General features: G+C 58.8%; 18 protein-coding genes. 11 read left to right on the top strand and 7 right to left on the bottom strand.

The window, feature by feature from the left end; translation table 11 throughout:
• Nucleotides 1-53: 53 nt before the first annotated feature.
• Nucleotides 54-305: a DUF1289 domain-containing protein gene (locus MRK42_RS10850; protein ID WP_216992376.1), complete on the bottom strand. Its 252-nt coding sequence runs from the start codon at nt 303-305 to the stop codon at nt 54-56.
• Nucleotides 306-455: 150 nt separating this feature from the next.
• On the opposite strand from MRK42_RS10850, the gene mltA reads away from it, so the two are divergent.
• Nucleotides 456-1607: a murein transglycosylase A gene (gene mltA / locus MRK42_RS10845; protein WP_338612403.1), complete on the top strand. Its 1152-nt coding sequence runs from the start codon at nt 456-458 to the stop codon at nt 1605-1607.
• A 163-nt stretch (nt 1608-1770) separates the two neighbouring features.
• Here mltA and yfaE read toward each other — a convergent pair whose 3' ends face one another.
• The 5 genes from yfaE to ubiG form a co-directional block, all read right to left on the bottom strand.
• The gene (gene yfaE, locus MRK42_RS10840; protein ID WP_338612402.1) at nt 1771-2103 is read right to left on the bottom strand and encodes a class I ribonucleotide reductase maintenance protein YfaE; all 333 of its coding nucleotides are present in this window, start codon (nt 2101-2103) and stop codon (nt 1771-1773) included.
• Complete coding sequence (gene nrdB, locus MRK42_RS10835; RefSeq protein WP_026457495.1) at nt 2100-3233, bottom strand: class Ia ribonucleoside-diphosphate reductase subunit beta; 1134 nt, start codon at nt 3231-3233, stop codon at nt 2100-2102. The genes yfaE and nrdB overlap by 4 nt, the downstream gene beginning before the upstream one ends.
• A gap of 63 nt (nt 3234-3296) precedes the next feature.
• Complete coding sequence (nrdA, locus tag MRK42_RS10830) at nt 3297-5564, bottom strand: class 1a ribonucleoside-diphosphate reductase subunit alpha (protein WP_338612401.1); 2268 nt, start codon at nt 5562-5564, stop codon at nt 3297-3299.
• 616 nt (nt 5565-6180) lie between these two features.
• On the bottom strand, nt 6181-6867 hold the full coding sequence (locus tag MRK42_RS10825; RefSeq protein WP_338612400.1) for an HAD-IA family hydrolase: 687 nt from the start codon (nt 6865-6867) through the stop codon (nt 6181-6183).
• On the bottom strand, nt 6867-7583 hold the full coding sequence (gene ubiG / locus MRK42_RS10820) for a bifunctional 2-polyprenyl-6-hydroxyphenol methylase/3-demethylubiquinol 3-O-methyltransferase UbiG (protein WP_338612399.1): 717 nt from the start codon (nt 7581-7583) through the stop codon (nt 6867-6869). The genes MRK42_RS10825 and ubiG overlap by 1 nt, the downstream gene beginning before the upstream one ends.
• A 184-nt stretch (nt 7584-7767) precedes the next feature.
• On the opposite strand from ubiG, the gene gyrA reads away from it, so the two are divergent.
• Nucleotides 7768-10515 (top strand): DNA topoisomerase (ATP-hydrolyzing) subunit A, encoded by a 2748-nt coding sequence (gyrA, locus tag MRK42_RS10815; protein WP_338612398.1) that lies wholly within the window; start codon nt 7768-7770, stop codon nt 10513-10515.
• 185 nt (nt 10516-10700) lie between these two features.
• Complete coding sequence (locus MRK42_RS10810) at nt 10701-10856, top strand: hypothetical protein (protein ID WP_224209671.1); 156 nt, start codon at nt 10701-10703, stop codon at nt 10854-10856.
• A gap of 51 nt (nt 10857-10907) precedes the next feature.
• Here the strand turns inward: MRK42_RS10810 and MRK42_RS10805 are convergent, their stop codons facing one another.
• Nucleotides 10908-11963, bottom strand: a complete 1056-nt coding sequence (locus MRK42_RS10805) for a PA0069 family radical SAM protein (RefSeq protein WP_224209670.1) — start codon at nt 11961-11963, stop codon at nt 10908-10910.
• 172 nt (nt 11964-12135) lie between these two features.
• Here MRK42_RS10805 and MRK42_RS10800 point away from each other — a divergent pair, with 172 nt between their 5' ends.
• The 8 genes from MRK42_RS10800 to ihfA all read left to right on the top strand — a co-directional run bounded on the left by MRK42_RS10800 (nt 12136) and on the right by ihfA (nt 20101).
• The gene (locus MRK42_RS10800; RefSeq protein WP_338612397.1) at nt 12136-12723 is read left to right on the top strand and encodes a tetratricopeptide repeat protein; all 588 of its coding nucleotides are present in this window, start codon (nt 12136-12138) and stop codon (nt 12721-12723) included.
• Between the two features lie 234 nt (nt 12724-12957).
• Complete coding sequence (thrS, locus tag MRK42_RS10795) at nt 12958-14886, top strand: threonine--tRNA ligase (protein WP_026458172.1); 1929 nt, start codon at nt 12958-12960, stop codon at nt 14884-14886.
• 21 nt (nt 14887-14907) lie between these two features.
• Entirely contained in the window at nt 14908-15438 is a 531-nt protein-coding gene (gene infC / locus MRK42_RS10790) for a translation initiation factor IF-3 (protein ID WP_234923365.1), read from the top strand.
• A gap of 86 nt (nt 15439-15524) precedes the next feature.
• Nucleotides 15525-15722 (top strand): 50S ribosomal protein L35, encoded by a 198-nt coding sequence (gene rpmI / locus MRK42_RS10785; protein ID WP_005300673.1) that lies wholly within the window; start codon nt 15525-15527, stop codon nt 15720-15722.
• A gap of 15 nt (nt 15723-15737) precedes the next feature.
• Complete coding sequence (gene rplT / locus MRK42_RS10780; protein WP_026456846.1) at nt 15738-16094, top strand: 50S ribosomal protein L20; 357 nt, start codon at nt 15738-15740, stop codon at nt 16092-16094.
• A gap of 323 nt (nt 16095-16417) precedes the next feature.
• Nucleotides 16418-17401: a phenylalanine--tRNA ligase subunit alpha gene (gene pheS, locus MRK42_RS10775; protein WP_026456847.1), complete on the top strand. Its 984-nt coding sequence runs from the start codon at nt 16418-16420 to the stop codon at nt 17399-17401.
• A 12-nt stretch (nt 17402-17413) separates the two neighbouring features.
• Nucleotides 17414-19801 (top strand): phenylalanine--tRNA ligase subunit beta, encoded by a 2388-nt coding sequence (gene pheT / locus MRK42_RS10770; RefSeq protein WP_338612396.1) that lies wholly within the window; start codon nt 17414-17416, stop codon nt 19799-19801.
• A 3-nt stretch (nt 19802-19804) separates the two neighbouring features.
• Nucleotides 19805-20101, top strand: a complete 297-nt coding sequence (ihfA, locus tag MRK42_RS10765; RefSeq protein ID WP_005300715.1) for an integration host factor subunit alpha — start codon at nt 19805-19807, stop codon at nt 20099-20101.
• Nucleotides 20102-20117: the final 16 nt, after the last annotated feature.

Here is a 20117-nt window from a genome sequence, read left to right as displayed (position 1 = left end):
CGCCTTTTTTATGCTTGATAGAGGGGAATGATTGATAAAGAAGGGAAGGGGGGTTAGAAATCCCAGCCGGGTTGCGGCATCTGTTCGGGGGGGGCCCCTTCTCTGGCCTTGCGCCGCGCCGCCTCGACCCGGCGCTTGCGATCCCGGCACAGGCGCATCACCTCCTGCTGCTGGGCCTGGGTCATCTTCTGCCAGTTGAAACGCTCCTCGCGGCTGCGCAGGCATCCCTTGCAGTAGCCCTTGTTGTTCACTTCGCAGACCCCGATACAGGGGCTCTGCAGCGGGAAGATCTCGAGCTGTTCCATCCATGGCCTCTCACACCTTGTTACCTTGTTATAACCCAGAAGATCCCCTTTGGAGAAATCCTGCGTCGTGGTGGGGAAGTCGTTTGCTTTCCCCCTGCAAATTTGGCATCTTCCCCGCCGAGCATGGCTCTTGGTGTTATATGAGGACATATGAACAAACACGCGTACTGGCTGACCGCCGCTGTGCTGGGGCTGGCCGGTTGTGCAGGCAACTCCGAGCAAGCGGAGGCGCCCAAAACACAGGCCGACAACAGATGTTTTCTCAACTGCGAGGTGCCGGAGAATCTGGGCAAGCAGTATCTGGACGGCTTCCTGCCGGATGATCTGGTGCGGGTGGAGCGGGTCAACAGCCTGGCCCCCGCGGATTACAGCAGGTTCGCTCAGCAGAGCAGGCTGGTGCTGGATCGCTCCGGCCGCATGGCGAGCCGCTATGGCGAGCTTTATCACCAGCTCTCCCGCTGGGTCGCCAATGGCGGCCATCCCGCCGACATCACCCGTTACGGCATCAGCCTGGCCCAGCTGGGCGGTGCCGATCGCATGGGCAACGTGCTCTTCACCGGCTATTACTCGCCGGTGCTGGAGGTGCGCCACCGTCCGGATGCCAACTACAAGTATCCTATCTACGCCATGCCCAACTGCGGCAGCCGTTGTCCGACCCGGGCCCAGATCCATCGTGGGGCGCTGGCCAACCGGGGGCTGGAGCTGGGGTACAGTAAATCCCTTATCGACAACTTCCTGATGGACGTGCAGGGCTCGGGCTTTGTCCACTACGGGGACAACGATCAACTGCAATATCTGGGCTACAGCGGCAAGAATGGTCACGGCTATGTGAGCATCGGCCGGGTGCTGATCGACCGGGGTGAGGTGCCCAAGGAGCAGATGTCCATGAAGGCCATCAAGGAGTGGGCCAACCGCCAGCCGGAGGAGAACGTGAAGGAACTGGTGGAGCAGAACCCCTCCTATGTCTTCTTCGAACGCCGTCCCACCAATGACGTGGTCGGCGCAGCCGGCATTCCGCTCTTGCCCATGGCGGCAGTGGCGGCCGACAAGACATTGCTGCCCATGGGCACCCCTATACTCGCGGAAGTGCCACTGCTCGACAAGGCGGGCAACTGGACCGGCAAACATCAGCTGCGGCTGTTGATTGCGCTGGATGTGGGTGGGGCGGTCAAGAAGGGGCACCTCGATCTCTACCACGGCATGGGGGAGAAGGCCGGGGTTGCGGCCGGTCACTACAAGCACTTTGGCCGGGTCTGGAAGCTGGGTCTGCACCACGGGCCGACTGCTGCGCCCTGGTTGTAAATTACTGCTTTAGAGTGGAAAAGAGGACCGTCTGATACAGGTCTGTGGCTTCCTCTTGCCATTGCTCGAACCGGGCAGAAAACACCATAAAAAAACCGCCGGAGCAATCCGGCGGTTTTTTGTTTGGGCTATGTGTCGAGCACTTCATGAATGCAGATCGAGGTCACTCTTTCTGGCTATCGAGGGTCTGGATATCGAGACGAATGGTACCCACCGGCTTGCAGCAGCAGGGCAGGCACTCGCCCTGGGAGACAAAGGCCAGCGGCACGCTGGGGTAGTGCACCTTGCCGGCCAACAGCGGTGTGCGGCAAGCGCCGCAATAGCCGCTGCGACACTGGAACTCGACGCTGTGGCCGTGGCGCTCCAGGGTTTCCAATACGCTCTCGCCCGGATGGGCGTGCAGCACAGCCCCATCCCGGGTATGAACCCGGGGGGAGGTTGCTTCGGCCTGGGTCGGGGCAGGTGACGTGCCCAGAGTGCCGACGGCGTCACTCACAGCTCGAAGTCACCCAGATCGTCGGCATTCACTTCGCTGTCGATCTGGCCCACCAGATAGGAGCTCACCTCGACTTCCTGGGGGGCGACCTGCACGTTGTCGGATGACAGCCAGGTGTTGATCCAGGGGATGGGGTTCTGCTTGGTGCCGGAGAAGGCCGGCTGCAGGCCCACTGCGGCCATCCGCAGGTTGGTGATGTACTCCACGTACTGGCAGAGGATGTCCTTGTTCAGGCCGATCATGGAGCCGTCCTGGAACAGGTACTCCGCCCACTCTTTTTCCTGAATGGCGGCTTCCTTGAACAGATCGAAGCAGGCCTGCTCGCACTCGATGGCGATCTCTGCCATCTCGGGATCGTCCTGGCCGCTGCGCATCAGGTTCAGCATGTGTTGGGTGCCGGTCAGGTGCAGCGCTTCGTCGCGGGCGATCATCTTGATGATCTTGGCGTTGCCCTCCATCAGCTCGCGCTCGGCGAAGGCAAAGGAGCAGGCAAAGCTCACGTAGAAGCGGATCGCCTCCAGGGCGTTGACGCTCATCAGGCACAGATAGAGCTTCTTCTTGAGCTCGCGCAGGGTGATGGTCACCTCGCGGCCCGCCACCAGATGAGTGCCTTCACCATGCAGGTTGTAGAGGGCGGTCGCCTCGATCAGATCGTCGTAGAAGTGGCTGATGGAGCCGGCGCGCTTCAGGATCTGTTCGTTGGTGACGATGTCATCGAACACCTGGGCGGGGGTGTTGACGATGTTGCGGATGATGTGGGTGTAGGAGCGCGAGTGGATGGTCTCCGAGAAGGCCCAGGTTTCAATCCAGGTTTCCAGCTCCGGGATGGAGACCAGCGGTAGCAGCGCCACGTTGGGGCTGCGGCCCTGGATGGAGTCCAGCAGGGTCTGATACTTCAGGTTGGAGATGAAGATGTGCTGCTCGTGGGGAGGCAGAGCCTGGTAGTCGATGCGATCCCGCGAGACGTCCACCTCTTCCGGGCGCCAGAAGAAGGAGAGCTGCTTCTCGATCAGGCGCTCGAACACCTCGTGCTTTTGTTGATCATAACGGGCTACGTTGACCGATTGGCCAAAAAACATCGGCTCTTTGAGCTGGTCGTTTTGGGTTTGGCAGAAAGTTGAGTAGGCCATGGTTACCAGAATACGTGAATAGAGAAAACGGGAGAGCGGGAGCCAATGCTCCCGCCCGGTTTATCAGATCTTGCAGGCCCCACCCGCGCAACCGTCATCTTGCAGATCGGTCTGGGTGTCGTCCGCACCATCACGGGTGTTGTGATAGTAGAGGGTCTTGAGGCCGTATTTGTAGGCGGTCAGCAGATCCTTGAGCAGCTGCTTCATCGGCACCTTGTTGCCTTCGAAACGGGCCGGATCGTAGTTGGTGTTGGCCGAGATGGCCTGATCCACGAACTTTTGCATGATACCGACCAGCTGCAGGTAGCCATCTACGCTCGGCTGCTTCCACAGCAGCTCGTACTGATCTTTCAGGCGATCATACTCGGGCACCACCTGTTTGAGAATGCCGTCTTTGGACGCCTTGACGGAGACCAGGCCGCGCGGCGGCTCGATGCCGTTGGTGGCGTTGGAGATCTGGCTGGAGGTCTCGCTCGGCATCAGGGCGGTCAGGGTGGAGTTGCGCAGACCCACGGTTTTGATCTCTTCGCGCAGGGCTTCCCAATCCAGGTGCAACGGCTCGTTGCAGATGGTGTCCAGATCCCGCTTGTAGGTATCAATGGGCAGGATCCCCTGGGCATAGGTGGTCTCGCCAAACAGCGGGCAGGGACCGAACTCGCGGGCCAGCTGCACGGAGGCTTTCAGCAGGTAGTACTGGATCGCCTCGAAGGTGCGGTGAGTCAGGGCCAGACCGGAGCCGTCAGAGTAGCGGGCACCGTTTTTCGCCAGGTAGTAGGCGTAGTTGATGACGCCGATACCCAGGGTGCGGCGACCCATGCTGCCTTTCTTCGCGGCGGCGATCGGGTAGTCCTGATAGTCGAGCAGGGCGTCCAGGGCGCGCACCGCCAGATCGGCCATCTCTTCGAGATCTTCCAGCTTGTCGATGGCGCCCAGGTTGAAGGCGGAGAGGGTGCACAGGGCGATCTCGCCGTTGTCGTCATCGATGTTGTTGAGCGGCTTGGTGGGCAGCGCGATTTCCAGACAGAGGTTGGACTGGCGCACCGGCGCCACGCTCGGATCGAACGGGCTGTGGGTGTTGCAGTGATCCACGTTCTGGATGTAGATGCGACCGGTGCCGGCGCGCTCCTGCATCATCAGGGAGAAGAGATCGACCGCCTTGAGGGTCTTCTTGCGAATGGCCGGATCCTGCTCGTACTTGACGTAGAGCGCTTCAAATTTGTCCTGATCCGCAAAGAAGGCGTCATACAGACCCGGAGCATCAGACGGGGAGAACAATGTGATATCGCCGCCCTTGATGAGTCGCTGATACATCAGCTTGTTGATCTGCACCCCGTAGTCCATGTGACGGACCCGGTTCTCTTCCACGCCGCGGTTGTTCTTGAGCACCAGCAGGCTTTCCACCTCGGTGTGCCACAGGGGGTAGAAGAGGGTGGCCGCACCGCCGCGCACGCCGCCCTGGGAGCAGCATTTGACCGCAGTCTGGAAGTATTTGTAGAAGGGGATGCAGCCGGTGTGGAACGCTTCACCGCCACGGATGGGGCTGCCCAGACCGCGAATACGACCGGCGTTGATGCCGATACCGGCGCGCTGGGAAACGTAACGCACGATGGAGCTGGCGGTAGCGTTGATGGAGTCCAGGCTGTCGTCGCACTCGATCAGCACGCAGGAGCTGAACTGGCGAGTCGGGGTGCGCACGCCGCTCATGATCGGGGTCGGCAGGGAGATCTTGAAGGTCGAGACCGCATCATAGAAGCGCTTGATGTAGTCCAGACGGGTATCTTTCGGGTACTTGGAGAAGAGACAGGCCGCCACCAGCATGTAGAGGAACTGCGGGCTCTCGTAAATCTCGCCGGTGACGCGGTTCTGGACCAGGTACTTGCCTTCCAGCTGCTTGACCGCGGCGTAGGAGAAATTCATGTCGCGCCAGTGATCGAGGTGGGCGTTCAGCTCCTCGTATTCGGCCTGGGTGTAGTCTTCCAGCAGGTGCTTGTCGTACTTGCCCATGTCCACCAGCTTGGCGACGTGCTGATAGAGGTGGGGCGGCTCGAACTGGCCGTAGGCCTTCTTGCGCAGGTGGAAGATGGCCAGACGGGCAGCCATGTACTGATAGTCAGGGGTCTGCTCGGAGATAAGGTCAGCGGTCGCCTTGATGATGGTCTCGTGGATGTCGGCGGTACGGATGCCGTCATAGAACTGGATATGGGACTTGAGCTCCACCTGGGAGACCGACACGTTGTCGAGCCCTTCGGCGGCCCAGTCCAGCACGCGGTGAATTTTATCCAGATCGATGGGTTCTTTGTGTCCGGTACGCTTCGTCACAAACAAGTTCATTGGCTGATGACCCCTTTCATTGATACCTGCCGGCATCGGTTGATTCCCGAAAAACCATCGCACAATGCTGCCGTGCTGACACCGACCTGAGGCGGAATTGGGCAGAGATTGTGCGATGAATCACAAGATATAGTGTTATTTTGATTTCGAGCTACAAGATAGTGAGGTCAGCCCCTCAATGCAATGTGTGGATAACGGGCTTGCTGTGGATAAATTGTGAGTGTTGCGACCGCTGTTAGTGATCGCTCACAGTGAGCGGGTTTTCATTCGTCCGCTTCGTCAAATGCAAGTATCCAGATCGAAGATGGAAAATTTAAATAACTTTTTTTGCTTGCGAAAGAGGGGGGATTTTACTAGCGCCAGAACACTGATTATCCCTTATGCAACAGGGGACAAAAGCTGTCCAGTTGTTGCGGTCGCGCTTCTTCGCGGCGCTGATGCAGGTATGGTGGACCCGGGAACTGCGAGGCGCCCTGGTTTTTCATATGAGTATGGCGGTAGGGCTAAGGTGCCTTTTTTATCCATCAATAAGGAATGGCGGCGCGGCAGAGTATAGGGATTGTCCGGGCATAAAAAAGGCGGACAACATGTTGCCCGCCTTTGGATGATCGCAGGATCAGCCCAGCTCGTAGCGTAACCAGTGGTGCAGCGCCTGCACGGTATCGAATTGCAGATCCGCGCCCCAGTCGGCGGGATCCTCATTGTCATTCAGATAACCCCAGCCAGCGACGGCGGTGCGCATCCCTGCATTGCGACCCGCTTCTATATCTCGCACATGATCTCCCACATAGAGGCAGTGGGCGGCATCGACCCCCAGCTGTTCGCAGGCAAAGTACATGGGGGCGGGGTCGGGTTTGCGCACCGGCAGGGTATCAGCGCTCACGGTGACGCCACAGCTGGCCAGTGCCGGCAGGGCGGCCAGCAGCGGCTCTGTGAGAAAACCCGGCTTGTTGGTGACGATGCCCCAGGGCATCTGCCGCTCATCGAGCCATTCGATGAGATCTTCCATTCCCTCATAGGGGCGGGTACCGACGCAGAGGTTGGCCGCATAGTAGTCGAGCAGGGCTGTACGCAGGCGGGTTGCTCCCAGCGCCTCAAGCAGCTCGTCGCCAAGGCCTGCCTTGAGCAACCCAAGCGCCCCATGGGAGGTGGTCTGGCGGATGATGTCGTCAGAGAGGGGAGCAAAGCCCTCACTCACCAGCACATGGTTGACGGCTGCGCCGAGGTCCGGCGCCGTGTCGAGCAGGGTGCCGTCCAGATCAAACAGCACGCAGCGAAGGGGCGCCCGAGGGGTATCTGCCATCAGCTCTGCTCCGGGCGGACGAATTCCACCATGTAGTTGACGTCGACGTTGCGGCCGAGCTTGAAGTGGTTGGTGAGCGGAGAGTAGTGAACGCCGCTCATGTCACGCACCAGAAGGCCTGCCGCTTCACCCATGCGGCACAGTTCGGCCGGGGTGATGAACTTTTTGTGGTCGTGGGTCCCCTTGGGCACCATCTTCATCAGGTATTCGGCCCCGACGATCATCATCAGGTAAGACTTGGGGTTGCGGTTGATAGTGGAGACGAACACCTTGCCACCCGGGCGCACCAGGGTGGCGATGGCGCGCAGCACGGAAGCCGGATCCGGCACGTGCTCCAGCATCTCCATGCAGGTGACCACGTCGTACTGGCCGGCGGCTTCGGTTGCGTGAGCCTCGGCGGTGATCTGGCGGTATTCAAGCTCCACCCCCTGCTCCAGGGCGTGCAGACGGGCCACACCGAGAGGCTCCTTGCCCATGTCGATGCCGGTTACCTGGGCGCCGCGGCGAGCAATGCTCTCGGAGAGGATGCCGCCACCGCAGCCGATGTCGAGCACGCGCTTGCCAAACAGGCCGCCGCTCTTGTCGGTGATCCAGTCAAGGCGCACCGGGTTGATCTGGTGCAGGGGCTTGAACTCTCCCTCCATATCCCACCAGCGGGAGGCGATGGCTTCAAATTTGGCGATTTCGGTCAGATCGACATTGGCGTCACTGTTCATTTCTCGAAGATCCTGTGGCAAGGGCGCGAGGGGGAGTCGCGCGCAATCTATTGTCCTAGCGGGCATTATAACGGACGGACTTTGTCAAACCAGCCCGATTTGTGGCTTAAGAAATTCGCCTTGGTGTGTTACCATGTCGCGCTGTTTAAGCCAAAGAACAACTAATTAGGGATTAAGGCTTTCTATGAGCGATCTGGCCAGAGAGATCACGCCGGTCAACATCGAAGAAGAGCTCAAGAGTTCCTATCTTGATTACGCCATGAGCGTGATCGTAGGACGAGCTCTGCCGGATGTGCGTGATGGCTTGAAACCGGTTCACCGCCGCGTTCTGTATGCAATGAACGAGCTGGGGAACGACTGGAACAAGCCCTATAAAAAATCGGCCCGTGTGGTCGGTGACGTAATCGGTAAATATCACCCGCACGGCGACATTGCCGTGTATGACACCATCGTCCGGATGGCGCAGGATTTCTCCATGCGCTACATGCTGGTCGACGGTCAGGGCAACTTCGGTTCGGTCGACGGCGACAGCGCCGCGGCCATGCGTTATACCGAAGTGCGGATGGCCCGCATCTCCCACGAGCTGCTGGCCGATCTGGACAAAGAGACCGTGGACTGGGTGCCGAACTATGACGGCACCGAGATGATCCCGGCTGTCATGCCCACCAAGGTTCCCAACCTGCTGGTCAACGGCTCCTCCGGTATCGCGGTGGGCATGGCGACCAACATTCCGCCTCACAACCTCACCGAGATAGTCAACGGCTGTCTGGCGTTGATCGAGAACGGCGACCTCACCATCGACGAGCTGATGACCTACATCACCGGCCCGGATTTCCCCACCGGTGGCATCATCAACGGTCGTTCCGGCATCGTGCAGGCATACCGTACCGGTCGTGGCTCCATCTACGTACGTGCCAAGGCCGAGGTGGAAGTGGACGATAAGAGTGGTCGCGAGACCATCATCGTCCACGAGATCCCCTATCAGGTGAACAAGGCTCGCCTGATCGAGAAGATCGCCGAGCTGGTCAAAGAGAAGAGGATCGAGGGCATCAGTGCCCTGCGCGATGAGTCCGACAAGGACGGCATGCGCATCGTCATCGAGATCAAGCGCGGCGAGTCCGGCGAGATTGTGCTGAACAATCTCTACAAGCACACCCAGATGCAGACCACGTTCGGCATCAACATGGTGGCACTCGATAACAACCAGCCCAAGGTGATGAACCTCAAAGAGATCCTGGATGCGTTCCTGCTGCACCGCCGTGAAGTGGTGACCCGCCGGACCGTGTTCGAACTGCGCAAGGCGCGGGATCGGGCGCACATCCTGGAAGGTCTGGCGGTAGCGCTGGCCAACATCGATCCGGTGATCGAACTTATCCGCCACAGCGCGACCCCGGCGGATGCGAAAGCGGGCCTGGTTGCCAAAGGCTGGGAGCTCGGCAACGTGGCTGCCATGCTGGAGAAAGCCGGTGACGACGCGGCCCGCCCCGAGTGGCTGGAGCCCGAGTTCGGCATTCGCGATGGTCACTACTACCTGACCGAGCAGCAGGCACAGGCCATCCTTGACCTGCGTCTGCACAAGCTGACCGGCCTCGAGCACGAGAAGATCCTGGAAGAGTACCAATCTCTGCTGGATCTCATCGCCGAGTTGCTGCACATCCTGGCGAGCCCGGTTCGCCTGATGGAAGTGATCCGCGACGAACTGCTGGCCGTGCGCGAGCAGTACGGCGACGAGCGTCGCACCGAGATCAGCATGTCCAGTGCCGAGATCAACATCGAAGATCTGATCACTCCGGAAGACGTGGTCGTGACCCTGTCTCACCAGGGTTACGTGAAGTATCAGCCGCTCTCCGACTACGAGGCCCAGCGCCGCGGTGGTCGTGGCAAGTCGGCCACCCGGATCAAGGAAGAGGACTTTGTAGAGCGTCTGCTGGTGGCCAACACCCACGACACCATTCTGTGCTTCTCCACCCGTGGCAAGGTCTACTGGCTCAAGGTGTATCAGCTGCCGGAGGCGTCCCGTGGCGCCCGCGGTCGTCCGATCATCAACCTGCTGCCGCTGGATGAGGGTGAGCGCATCACTGCCATCCTGCCGGTTAAAGAATATGACGCCGACAAGTATGTCTTCTTCGCCACCGCCAACGGCACCGTGAAGAAGACCAGCCTGTCCGATTTCAGCCGTCCGCTCTCCTCCGGTATTCGCGCCATCAACCTCAAAGAGGGCGATGAGCTGATCGGGGTGGACATCACCGACGGCAGCAACGAGATCATGCTGTTCTCCGACGCGGGCAAGGTCGTTCGCTTTGCGGAAGGCAGCGGTCGCGCCGATGCGGATGCCAGCGATGACGTCGAAAACGACGACGATGCCGGCAATGACGATGATGGCAGCGACAACGGCGAAAGCACCGAGAGCAAGGGCACCTTCAAGGGCGTGCGTCCCATGGGGCGTACCGCCGCCGGTGTGCGCGGCATCAAGCTCGGCGCCGGTGACAAGGTGGTCTCCCTTATCGTGCCCCGTGGCGAAGGTGCCATCCTCACCGCCACCGAGAACGGCTACGGCAAGCGTACCGCGCTGGATGAATACCCGACCAAGAGCCGCGGTACCCAGGGCGTTATCTCCATCAAGGTGGACGAGCGCAACGGCAAGGTGATCGATGCGATCCAGGTCGAAGATACCGACCAGATCATGCTGATCACCAATGGCGGCACCTTGGTACGCACCCGCGTTGCCGAGGTGAGCGTCATCGGTCGCAACACCGGCGGTGTGCGTCTGATCCGTACCGGTGAGGACGAAACCGTGGTCGGTCTGCAGCGTATCGCCGAGAGCGACGAGGACGAAAACGACGCAGTGGCCGTGGAAGGTGAGGTGTCCGAAGGCACTGATACCGCAGCGGACACCGGTGCTGTCGATGCCGGGGAGGCGGGCGACGAGTAATCGTTACCCCTTTGTCTGATGAAAAAAGAGCGACCTCATGGTCGCTCTTTTTATTTGTGCGTGATTGGTGTCAACCAGGCGTGAAACCGAAGCGAGTGGCTGTCATGCCCTTGTCATCGGGGAGAGTCATCCTGATGCGGCAACCAGCGAGTTATCCGTGTCATTACCGTTACAAGGAGCTGCATATGACCAGTTGGATCACATGGGAGATCTGGTGGAACCGGGTATGGGGCGAGCCAGAGATGCTGCATGCAAGGGAGGAAGAGCACGAGGTCGCTCATGAACCCTCGCGACTGCCGGTCGAACTGCTGGCGCAGGGGCGGAGAGATCGGCCCGGTTGAACAGCCCCTCGCAAGAGGGTCAAGTTCAGGGGCCTGCCATCATGATCAGAATTAAAACAGGCTGAGCTGTTCCCCGGGACGCATAAAGAGATCGCGCCGCAATTGAATGTGCCGCTTGCCGAGCGCAAGGCGCTTGCTGATGAGGCGAAAGCGCTGGGCAAGCAGATCGGCAAACTGACCCTGACCGCGCATGCGGGTGTCGAATGCGGAACTGTTGAGGGCGCCGCCCCGGCTCGCCCGCAACTGGTTCAAAATGGCCTCCTTCTGGCCCGGATAGTGTTCATCCAGCCAGTCGCTGAACAGGGTGGTCAGCTCGTGAGGAAGGCGCAGCAAGATGTAATCGGCGCAGCCGGCGCCAGCCGCGACAGCGGCCTTGATGATCTGCTCGAGCTCAGGCTCGTTGAGCCGCGGGATCATGGGGGCGGCCAGCACCCCGACCGGCACGCCTGCCCGGGTCAGCTTCTCGATCACCTTGAGCCGGCCGGCTCCGCTGCTGGCCCTCGGTTCCAGCTGTCGTCTGAGGGTTTCGTTGAGGGTAGTGACCGATACCATCACCTGGCACAAGCCTTCCCGGGCCAGCTCGGTCAGCAGATCGAGGTCGCGCAGGATCATGGCGCTCTTGGTGATGATCCCCACCGGGTGGCGATGGGCCAGCATCACCGTCAAGAGCTCGCGAGTGAGGCGATAGTGGTGCTCGATGGGCTGATAGGGGTCGGTATTGGCCCCGAGGACGATGGTTTGTGGCTGATAACCCGGTTTGGCGAACTCCTTACGCAGCAGATCGGCGGCGTTGAGCTTGGCAAACAGTCGGGTTTCGAAGTCAAGGCCGGGGGAGAGCTCAAGATAGGCGTGACTGGGCCTGGCATAGCAGTAGATGCAGCCGTGCTCGCACCCCTGATAGGGATTGATGGAGCGGCCAAAGGGAATGTCGGGGGAGTCGTTGTAGCTAATGATGCTGCGGGCCTGAATCTCTGTTATCCGGGTTTGCGGGTGGCTTGGGGTGAAGGTCGCCTCCCACTCGGATTGCTGCCAGCCGTCGTCAACCACCTCGATAAGCGGGCCGCTGAAACGGTGATCGATATTGTGAGCGCTGCCTCGTCCTGCCATCGTCTTGCATGAATACTGTTTATATATACAGTCATGATGCAAGTCGGCAGGGCAAAGTGCAAGCCTCTCCCTTCCTTTGCATAAAAAAGCATGACAAATGGATCTCTTGCTTGATCCGTTCGCTACATTTCGTTTACATAAGAAAAGTGCGAACCGGATCACGGAAATCATCATGAAGCCCATCTCTTCTCGCTGGTTGTTTATCGGTGTCATCGGTCTGGCTATCTGGCGTCTCATTCCGCTCACTACCGAGCAGGAGATGGCCTCGGCCAACCGGGCCTGGCGCACTGGCCATTTTGAAGAGGCGACCCGGGTCTGGTTGCCACTTGCCGAACAAGGGCTCCCCCGTGCCAAAGCCCTGATGGGTTGGAGCCACGAGGTGGGGCTGGGCAGCGAGCAGGACATGACCCTGGCCATCGACCTTTATCGTCAGGCCGCCCAGGCGGGGGACGCCTTCGGCCAATATCGGCTGGGGGAAGTGTATCTGCGCGGAGCCGGGGTAAAGCGGGATCTGCGCGAAGCATTTCACTGGATGGAGCTGGCGGCTCGTAACGGTGATGTACCCGCCATGCTCAAAGTCGGTGTGCTTCACCTGATGGGAGCCAGTGGGCAGGTTGATCTCTCCCAGGCCAAACAGTGGCTCTATCAGGCCTCGCAGAAGGGCAACAAGCTGGCGTTGAAAGTGCTGCAGGAGCTGGTGCGGGCAGAGGAGGGGAACAGCACCTTCGATTTCAACTGGCAGCCTCTTTTGGGGCAATAATTCGCCACGATCCTGGCCGACTGTAGAAAATCTCGACAAACCCGATACAGCTGCAACAACTTCTGGTAGGATTGCCCCGTTTTGGCTTGGTTTGCCTCGATAAATTCGCTGTTCTCGTGACAGGCCGGCTTCGCAAAGTGCTGTGGAGAACCAGAACATCACCCTTTTTTGAATCGATTTTCCATCCCGCATGTGACCTTTGGTACGGGTCACCACTGTATAAGGAAACATATAATGCCAATCATTACTCTGCCTGACGGCAGCCAACGTCAATTTGCCCATTCTGTTTCCGTCATGGATGTGGCCGCGGACATCGGTCCCGGTCTCGCCAAGGCGTGCATTGCCGGTCGGGTAAACGGTGAACTGGTGGATGCTTGCGAGCTGATCGAAGCCGATGCCTCCCTGGCCATCATCACCGCCAAAGACGAAGAAGGTCTGGACATTCTGCGCCACTCCTGCGCCCACTTGCTGGGTCATGCCATCAAGCAACTCTGGCCCCAGACCAAGATGGCCATCGGTCCTGTCATCGACAACGGTTTTTACTACGACATCGATCTCGACCGCACCCTGACCGATGAAGATCTGGCTGCCCTGGAAGAGCGCATGATGGCGCTGGCCGCCAAGGATTACGACGTCATCAAGAAGAAGGTCTCCTGGCAGGAAGCACGCGATGTGTTCGAAGCCCGTGGCGAGACCTACAAGGTCGAGATCCTGGATCAGAACATCGCCCGTGATGATCAGCCCGGTCTTTATCATCACGAAGAGTACATCGATATGTGCCGCGGGCCGCACGTGCCCAACATGCGTCACTGCCACCACTTCAAGTTGCAGAAGATGTCAGGCGCCTACTGGCGTGGCGACTCCAACAACAAGATGCTGCAGCGCATTTACGGCACCGCCTGGGCTGACAAGAAGCAGCTCAAGGCCTACCTGCAGCGTCTAGAAGAGGCCGCCAAGCGCGACCACCGCAAGATCGGCAAGCAGCTCGACCTGTACCACATGCAGGAAGAAGCGCCGGGCATGGTGTTCTGGCACAACGACGGCTGGACCATCTTCCGCGAGCTGGAAACCTTCATCCGCGGCAAGCTCAAAGAGTACGACTATCAGGAAGTGAAAGGTCCCTTCATGATGGACCGTGTGCTGTGGGAACGCTCTGGCCACTGGGACAAATATGCCCAGGCCATGTTCACCACCCAGTCAGAGAACCGCGAGTACGCCATCAAGCCGATGAACTGCCCGGGTCACGTGCAGATCTTCAATCAGGGTCTGAAATCCTACCGCGATTTGCCGCTGCGCATGGCCGAATTCGGCTCTTGCCATCGCAACGAACCGTCAGGCTCCCTGCACGGCTTGATGCGTGTGCGTGGTTTTACTCAGGATGACGCCCACATCTTCTGTACCGAAGAGCAGATCATGGAAGAGGTATCTGCCTGTATCCGTATGGTCTATGACGTTTACGGTACCTTCGGTTTCGAGAACATCGTGGTCAAGCTCTCCACCCGTCCGGAGCAGCGCATCGGTTCCGACGAGGCATGGGATCGTGCCGAGGCCGCGCTGGCCGAGGCGCTGGACGTGAATGGCCTGAAGTACGATCTGCAGCCGGGCGAGGGGGCTTTCTATGGTCCCAAGATTGAATTCACCCTGCACGATTGCCTTGATCGTGCCTGGCAATGTGGTACCGTGCAGCTCGACTTTGCCCTGCCGGGCCGTCTTGGCGCCACCTATGTGGGCGAAGACAACGAGCGTCACGTACCCGTCATGATCCACCGTGCCATTCTGGGCTCGCTGGAGCGCTTCATCGGTATTCTGACTGAAGAGTACGCCGGTCTGTTCCCGACCTGGTTGGCTCCGGTTCAGGCAGTGGTCATGAATATCACCGACAATCAGGCCGAATATGCAGTAAAAGTAGCCAAAGCATTGAATGATGCGGGTCTTCGTGCAAAAGCGGACTTGAGAAATGAGAAGATAGGCTTTAAAATCCGCGAGCATACTTTGAAGCGAGTGCCTTTCATGCTGGTCTGCGGCGATAAAGAAGTTGAAGCCGGCAAGATTGCAGTACGGACTCGCAAAGGGGCTGACCTGGGTACTTATCCTGTTGAAGAGCTGATTGCTCTGTTGACCCAGGAAGTTCAGACCCGCGGACAAAAGAAAGTGGAGGAATAAGCTATAAAAGGCGGAAAAAAACTGGGCAAGCAGCCGCAAGCCCGCGCTCACCGGATCAACGAAGAGATCCGACTGAAAGAAGTTCGTTTGGCTGGTCTGGATGGCGAAGCGCTCGGTATCGTATCCATCCAGGAAGCTCTGAACTTGGCCGCTGAGGCCGAAGTGGATCTGGTCGAGATTAGTCCGAACGCTGAGCCGCCCGTTTGCCGGATCATGGATTACGGCAAATTCCTCTACGAAAAGAGCAAAACCACCAAAGAACAGAAGAAAAAGCAGAAAGTCGTCCAGGTCAAGGAAATCAAATTCCGTCCTGGCACTGACGAAGGCGACTATCAGGTAAAACTACGCAACCTGGTTCGCTTTCTGGAAGACGGGGACAAGGCTAAGGTCACCCTGCGCTTCCGTGGTCGTGAAATGGCCCACCAAGATCTTGGTATCAAGGTTCTGGAGCGCGTCAAGAACGATCTGGAAGAGTTGGCCGTAGTCGAGTCGTTCCCGAAAGTCGAAGGCCGTCAAGCTGTGATGGTCCTCGCGCCCAAGAAGAAATCTTAAGGCCCACAAGTAATTGACACATGGGGCTCGCTCCATGTGTCGGTTCGCCTTGCGATTTTGTTGTCACTCACAATGCGGAGTATGAAATGCCGAAGATGAAAACCAACCGGGGTGCTGCGAAGCGCTTCAAAAAGACTGGCTCAGGTCGCTTCAAGTGCAAGCACAACCACCTGCGTCACATCCTGACCAAGAAGAGCAGCAAGCGTAAGCGTCAGCTGGGACCGAAGTTCTTTGTTTCCGCTGCCGACCACAAACGTGTTGTCGCTTGTCTGCCGTACGCATAAGGGGGGATGTGAAAAATGCCAAGAGTTAAACGTGGTGTGACCGCTCGTGCTCGTCACAAGAAAGTAATGAAAGCCGCCAAGGGTTACTACGGCGCCCGTTCCCGTGTTTACCGCGTAGCGGTACAAGCGGTAACCAAAGCCGGTCAGTATGCCTACCGTGACCGTCGTCAGAAAAAGCGTCAGTTCCGTCAACTGTGGATTGCTCGTATCAACGCAGCAGCCCGTCAGAACGGTCTGTCCTACAGCCGTCTCATCAACGGTCTGAAGAAGGCTTCCATCGAGATCGATCGCAAGATCCTGTCCGATATCGCCGTTCACGACAAGCTGGCTTTCACCGCCCTGGTTGAAAAGGCTAAAGCAGCACTGGCTTAATCCGGTTCTGTTATGAAAGATAAAAGGAGGCTCAGGCCTCCTTTTTTGTTGTCCCATTTCTGCTAGCCAGAGGAATGGGAAGTCCAGAAGAGGCGATGTTAAGCCAGCGTTCTCTACTCTTTATATGCCAACAAACTAATGTTCAAACAAACTATTTAAAGAGGGTGGGGGATAAAGTGAGACTCGCTTGATATAACAAAATGATTTATAGGGAGAAAAGGGGACCTTAAGTATGGTCAGCGAAGGGGCTTTTTTTGTATTATTCCCCTCTTGACCTTATTTAGCCTAAAGGCTCCTGTTCCGGGAGTGGTGACGAGGAAGACATGCAACAGCTTGAAGAAGTAGTCGGCCAGGCCAAGGCCGAAATTGAGGGCGTCAGCGACATCGCGGCCCTCGACGAGATCCGGGTCAAATATCTGGGTAAAAAAGGCTTTTTTACCGAGCAAATGAAAGGGCTGGGCGCCCTGTCCGCCGAAGAGCGTCCGGCCGCCGGCGCCGTGATCAACCAGGCCAAGCAGCAGGTTCAGGATACTCTGAACGCGCGTCGTGAAGCCCTCGAAATCGCCGTGCTGAACCAGAAGCTGGCCGCCGAGACCATCGACGTCAGCCTGCCGGGCCGTCGCATCGAGAATGGCGGTCTGCACCCGGTGACCCGCACCATCGAGCGTATCGAGCGCCTGTTTGGCGAGATGGGTTTCAAGGTTGCCCGTGGTCCCGAGATCGAAGACGGCTTCCACAACTTCGATGCGCTGAATATCCCGGCCCATCACCCGGCGCGTACCGACCACGATACCTTCTACTTCAATCCTGATCTGATGCTGCGCACTCACACCTCGGGCGTGCAGATCCGCACCATGGAAAAGCAGCAGCCGCCGATCCGCATCATTGCGCCGGGCCGCGTCTATCGTAACGACTACGACATGACCCACACCCCCATGTTCCATCAGGTCGAAGGTCTGCTGGTAGACGAGCATGCCAGCTTCACCGAGCTGAAAGGCATCCTGCACGACTTCCTGCGCAACTACTTCGAGGAAGATCTGACCATTCGTTTCCGTCCTTCCTACTTCCCGTTCACCGAGCCGAGCGCCGAAGTGGACGTGATGGGCAAGAATGGCAAGTGGCTGGAAGTGCTGGGCTGCGGCATGGTGCACCCGAACGTGCTGCGTTCGGTCGGCATCGATCCGGAAAAATACTCCGGCTTTGCCTTCGGCATGGGCGTTGAGCGCCTGACTATGCTGCGCTACGGGGTTAACGACCTGCGTGCCTTCTTCGAAAACGACCTGCGCTTCCTCAAGCAGTTCAAGTAAGGGCGAGAGAACATGAAATTCAGTAAATCCTGGGTGATGGAGTGGGTCCGCACCGAGTTGAGTGACAACGCACTGGCCGAACAGATCACCATGGCCGGTCTGGAAGTGGACGCTGTGGAAGCGGTGGCCGGCCAGTTTAATAACGTCGTGGTGGGTGAAGTGGTCGAGTGTGCCCAGCATCCGGACGCCGACAAGCTGCGGGTGACCAAGGTCAATGTAGGTGAAGAAGAGCTGCTGGACATCGTTTGCGGTGCGCCGAACTGCCGCCAGGGCCTCAAAGTATGCGTGGCCAAGGTAGGGGCAACCCTGCCGGGTGATTTCACCATCAAGAAAGCCAAGCTGCGTGGCCAGCCGTCCCATGGCATGCTCTGCTCCTTCAGCGAGCTGGGGATCGAGGTCGAGGCCGATGGCATCATCGAGCTGCCGAGCGATGCCCCCATCGGTACCGATATCCGTGAGTATCTGAACCTCAACGACGTCGCCATCGACGTGGATCTCACCCCGAACCGTGCAGACTGCCTCGGTATCGCGGGTCTGGCCCGTGAAATCGGCGTGCTCAACAGTGTGGATGTGGTCGAGCCGAGCTGGACGCCGGCTGCTGCTACCATTGACGCCACTTTCCCGATCCGGGTTGAGGCGCCTGCCGATTGCCCGCGCTATCTGGGCCGCGTCATCAAGGGGCTAAACCTCAGGGCCCAGAGTCCGCTCTGGATGCAGGAGAAGCTGCGCCGTGGCGGCATCCGTTCCATCGACGCCATCGTCGACATCACCAACTACCTGCTGCTGGAATACGGCCAGCCGATGCACGCCTTCGATCTGGCGACGCTTGAAGGGGAACTGGTGGTGCGCCGCGCCAAGGCTGACGAGCCGATGACCCTGCTCGACGGCACCGAGGTGAAGCTCAAAGAAACCACCCTGGTGATCGCAGATAGCCAAGGCCCTGCCTGCATGGCCGGCATCTTCGGCGGTGATCGCACCGGTGTGTCCGAGACCACCACCGACATCCTGCTGGAGTGTGCCTTCTTCGCCCCCCTCTCCATCACCGGTCGTGCCCGTGCCTACGGTCTGCATACCGACTCTTCCCACCGCTTCGAGCGCGGGGTGGATCCCGAGCTGCAAGCCAAGGTGATGGACCGTGCCACCCGTCTGCTGCTGGATATCTGCGGCGGCGAAGCGGGCCCGGTTATCGAGGTCAAATCCGATGAAAATCTGCCCAAGGCTGCTCCTATCAAGCTGCGTCGTGCCAAGCTCGACAAGGTGATCGGCATCAGCGTGGCGGACGCGCAGGTAGTCGAGATCCTGACTCGCCTCGGCATGCAGGTGACCGTGGACGCGGACGGCTGGACCGCGCTGGCTCCCTCCTGGCGTTTCGATATCGCCATCGAGGAAGATCTCATCGAGGAAGTGGCCCGCATCTACGGCTACAACAACATCCCCAACCTCAAACCGGCTGCCTCTCTGGCGATGGTGGAACAGGCGGAAGGGCAGGTGACCCTCAAGCGGGTGCGCGACTTGCTGGTCGCCCGTGGCTTCCAGGAAGCGATCACCTACAGCTTCGTGGATCCCAAGACCCAGCAGACCCTGTTCCCGCAAAGCGATGCCATCGTGCTGCCGAATCCCATCTCGGTCGAGATGTCCGCCATGCGCGTCTCCCTGTTCCCGGGTCTGGTGGAAGCAGTCGTTTACAACCAGAACCGCCAGCAGCCGCGTGTGCGCCTGTTCGAGCAGGGCCTGCGTTTCATCAAGGATGAAAGCGCCGAGAACGGCATCCGTCAGGAGCCCATGCTGGCCGGTATCATCACCGGCAACCAGAGCGACGAACACTGGGACATCAAGAGCCGTGGGGCAGACTTCTTTGATCTGAAAGGGGATCTGGAAGCGGTACTGGATCTGACTGCTGAAGGCGCCACCTTCACCTTCGAGCGTACCGAACACAGTGCGCTGCACCCTGGCCAGAGCGCGGCCATCCTGCGCAGCGGCGAGGTCATCGGCCATATCGGCGTGATCCACCCGAGCCTCGAGAAGAAGCTGGGTCTCAAGAGCCGCGTCGTCATGTTCGAACTGGAGCTGGACAAGCTGACCCCGGCCAAGGTGCCGGTTGCAGCCGAAGTTTCCAAGTTCCCGGCCAACCGCCGTGACATTGCCGTGGTGGTTGACCGTCAGGTTCTGGCAGGCGATGTACTGGCAGTAATTAAAAAAGTTGGCGGAAATCAGGTAGTTGGAATAAACTTGTTTGACGTATACCAGGGCGCTGGTATGGCTGAGGACAAGAAGAGCCTGGCCATCAGCCTGGTGCTGCAAGATACCCAGCGCACCCTGGAGGAGAAAGAGATTGCCGAGACCGTGGACAATGTCGTGCGGGCCCTTGGTGAAGAGTTGAATGCATCCTTGAGGGATTGATCTATGGCGCTTACCAAAGCCGACATCGCAGAGCACCTGTTCACCCAGCTCGGGATGAGCAAGCGTGAAGCCAAAGACATGGTGGAAGCCTTCTTTGAGGAAATCCGACAAGCGCTTGAGCGTGGTGAACAAGTCAAGATTTCAGGCTTCGGTAATTTTGACCTTCGTGAGAAGAATCAGCGTCCCGGACGTAATCCCAAGACTGGTGAAGATATTCCCATCAGCGCCCGTCGTGTGGTGACCTTCCGGCCTGGCCAGAAACTCAAGGCCAGGGTAGAAAATGTTGAACCCAACGAGTAACAAAGAGCCAGGCTGA

The sequence above is a fragment of the Aeromonas sp. 19NY04SH05-1 genome (assembly GCF_040581895.1).
Classification (GTDB): Bacteria; Pseudomonadota; Gammaproteobacteria; order Enterobacterales; family Aeromonadaceae; genus Aeromonas; species Aeromonas enteropelogenes.
This window is presented reverse-complemented; position numbering and strand designations above follow the sequence as displayed.

Excerpts from the sequence above, each read along its gene's own strand:
- pheS (WP_026456847.1), top strand. The coding sequence starts at position 16,418 with ATGCAACAGCTTGAAGAAGTAGTCGGCCAGGCCAAGGCCGAAATTGAG.
- ubiG (WP_338612399.1), bottom strand. The coding sequence starts at position 7,583 with ATGAACAGTGACGCCAATGTCGATCTGACCGAAATCGCCAAATTTGAA.
- MRK42_RS10810 (WP_224209671.1), top strand. The coding sequence starts at position 10,701 with ATGACCAGTTGGATCACATGGGAGATCTGGTGGAACCGGGTATGGGGC.
- pheT (WP_338612396.1), top strand. The coding sequence starts at position 17,414 with ATGAAATTCAGTAAATCCTGGGTGATGGAGTGGGTCCGCACCGAGTTG.
- gyrA (WP_338612398.1), top strand. The coding sequence starts at position 7,768 with ATGAGCGATCTGGCCAGAGAGATCACGCCGGTCAACATCGAAGAAGAG.
- ihfA (WP_005300715.1), top strand. The coding sequence starts at position 19,805 with ATGGCGCTTACCAAAGCCGACATCGCAGAGCACCTGTTCACCCAGCTC.
- nrdA (WP_338612401.1), bottom strand. The coding sequence starts at position 5,564 with ATGAACTTGTTTGTGACGAAGCGTACCGGACACAAAGAACCCATCGAT.
- rpmI (WP_005300673.1), top strand. The coding sequence starts at position 15,525 with ATGCCGAAGATGAAAACCAACCGGGGTGCTGCGAAGCGCTTCAAAAAG.
- thrS (WP_026458172.1), top strand. The coding sequence starts at position 12,958 with ATGCCAATCATTACTCTGCCTGACGGCAGCCAACGTCAATTTGCCCAT.
- MRK42_RS10800 (WP_338612397.1), top strand. The coding sequence starts at position 12,136 with ATGAAGCCCATCTCTTCTCGCTGGTTGTTTATCGGTGTCATCGGTCTG.
- MRK42_RS10850 (WP_216992376.1), bottom strand. The coding sequence starts at position 305 with ATGGAACAGCTCGAGATCTTCCCGCTGCAGAGCCCCTGTATCGGGGTC.
- MRK42_RS10805 (WP_224209670.1), bottom strand. The coding sequence starts at position 11,963 with ATGGCAGGACGAGGCAGCGCTCACAATATCGATCACCGTTTCAGCGGC.
- MRK42_RS10825 (WP_338612400.1), bottom strand. The coding sequence starts at position 6,867 with ATGGCAGATACCCCTCGGGCGCCCCTTCGCTGCGTGCTGTTTGATCTG.
- rplT (WP_026456846.1), top strand. The coding sequence starts at position 15,738 with ATGCCAAGAGTTAAACGTGGTGTGACCGCTCGTGCTCGTCACAAGAAA.
- nrdB (WP_026457495.1), bottom strand. The coding sequence starts at position 3,233 with ATGGCCTACTCAACTTTCTGCCAAACCCAAAACGACCAGCTCAAAGAG.
- mltA (WP_338612403.1), top strand. The coding sequence starts at position 456 with ATGAACAAACACGCGTACTGGCTGACCGCCGCTGTGCTGGGGCTGGCC.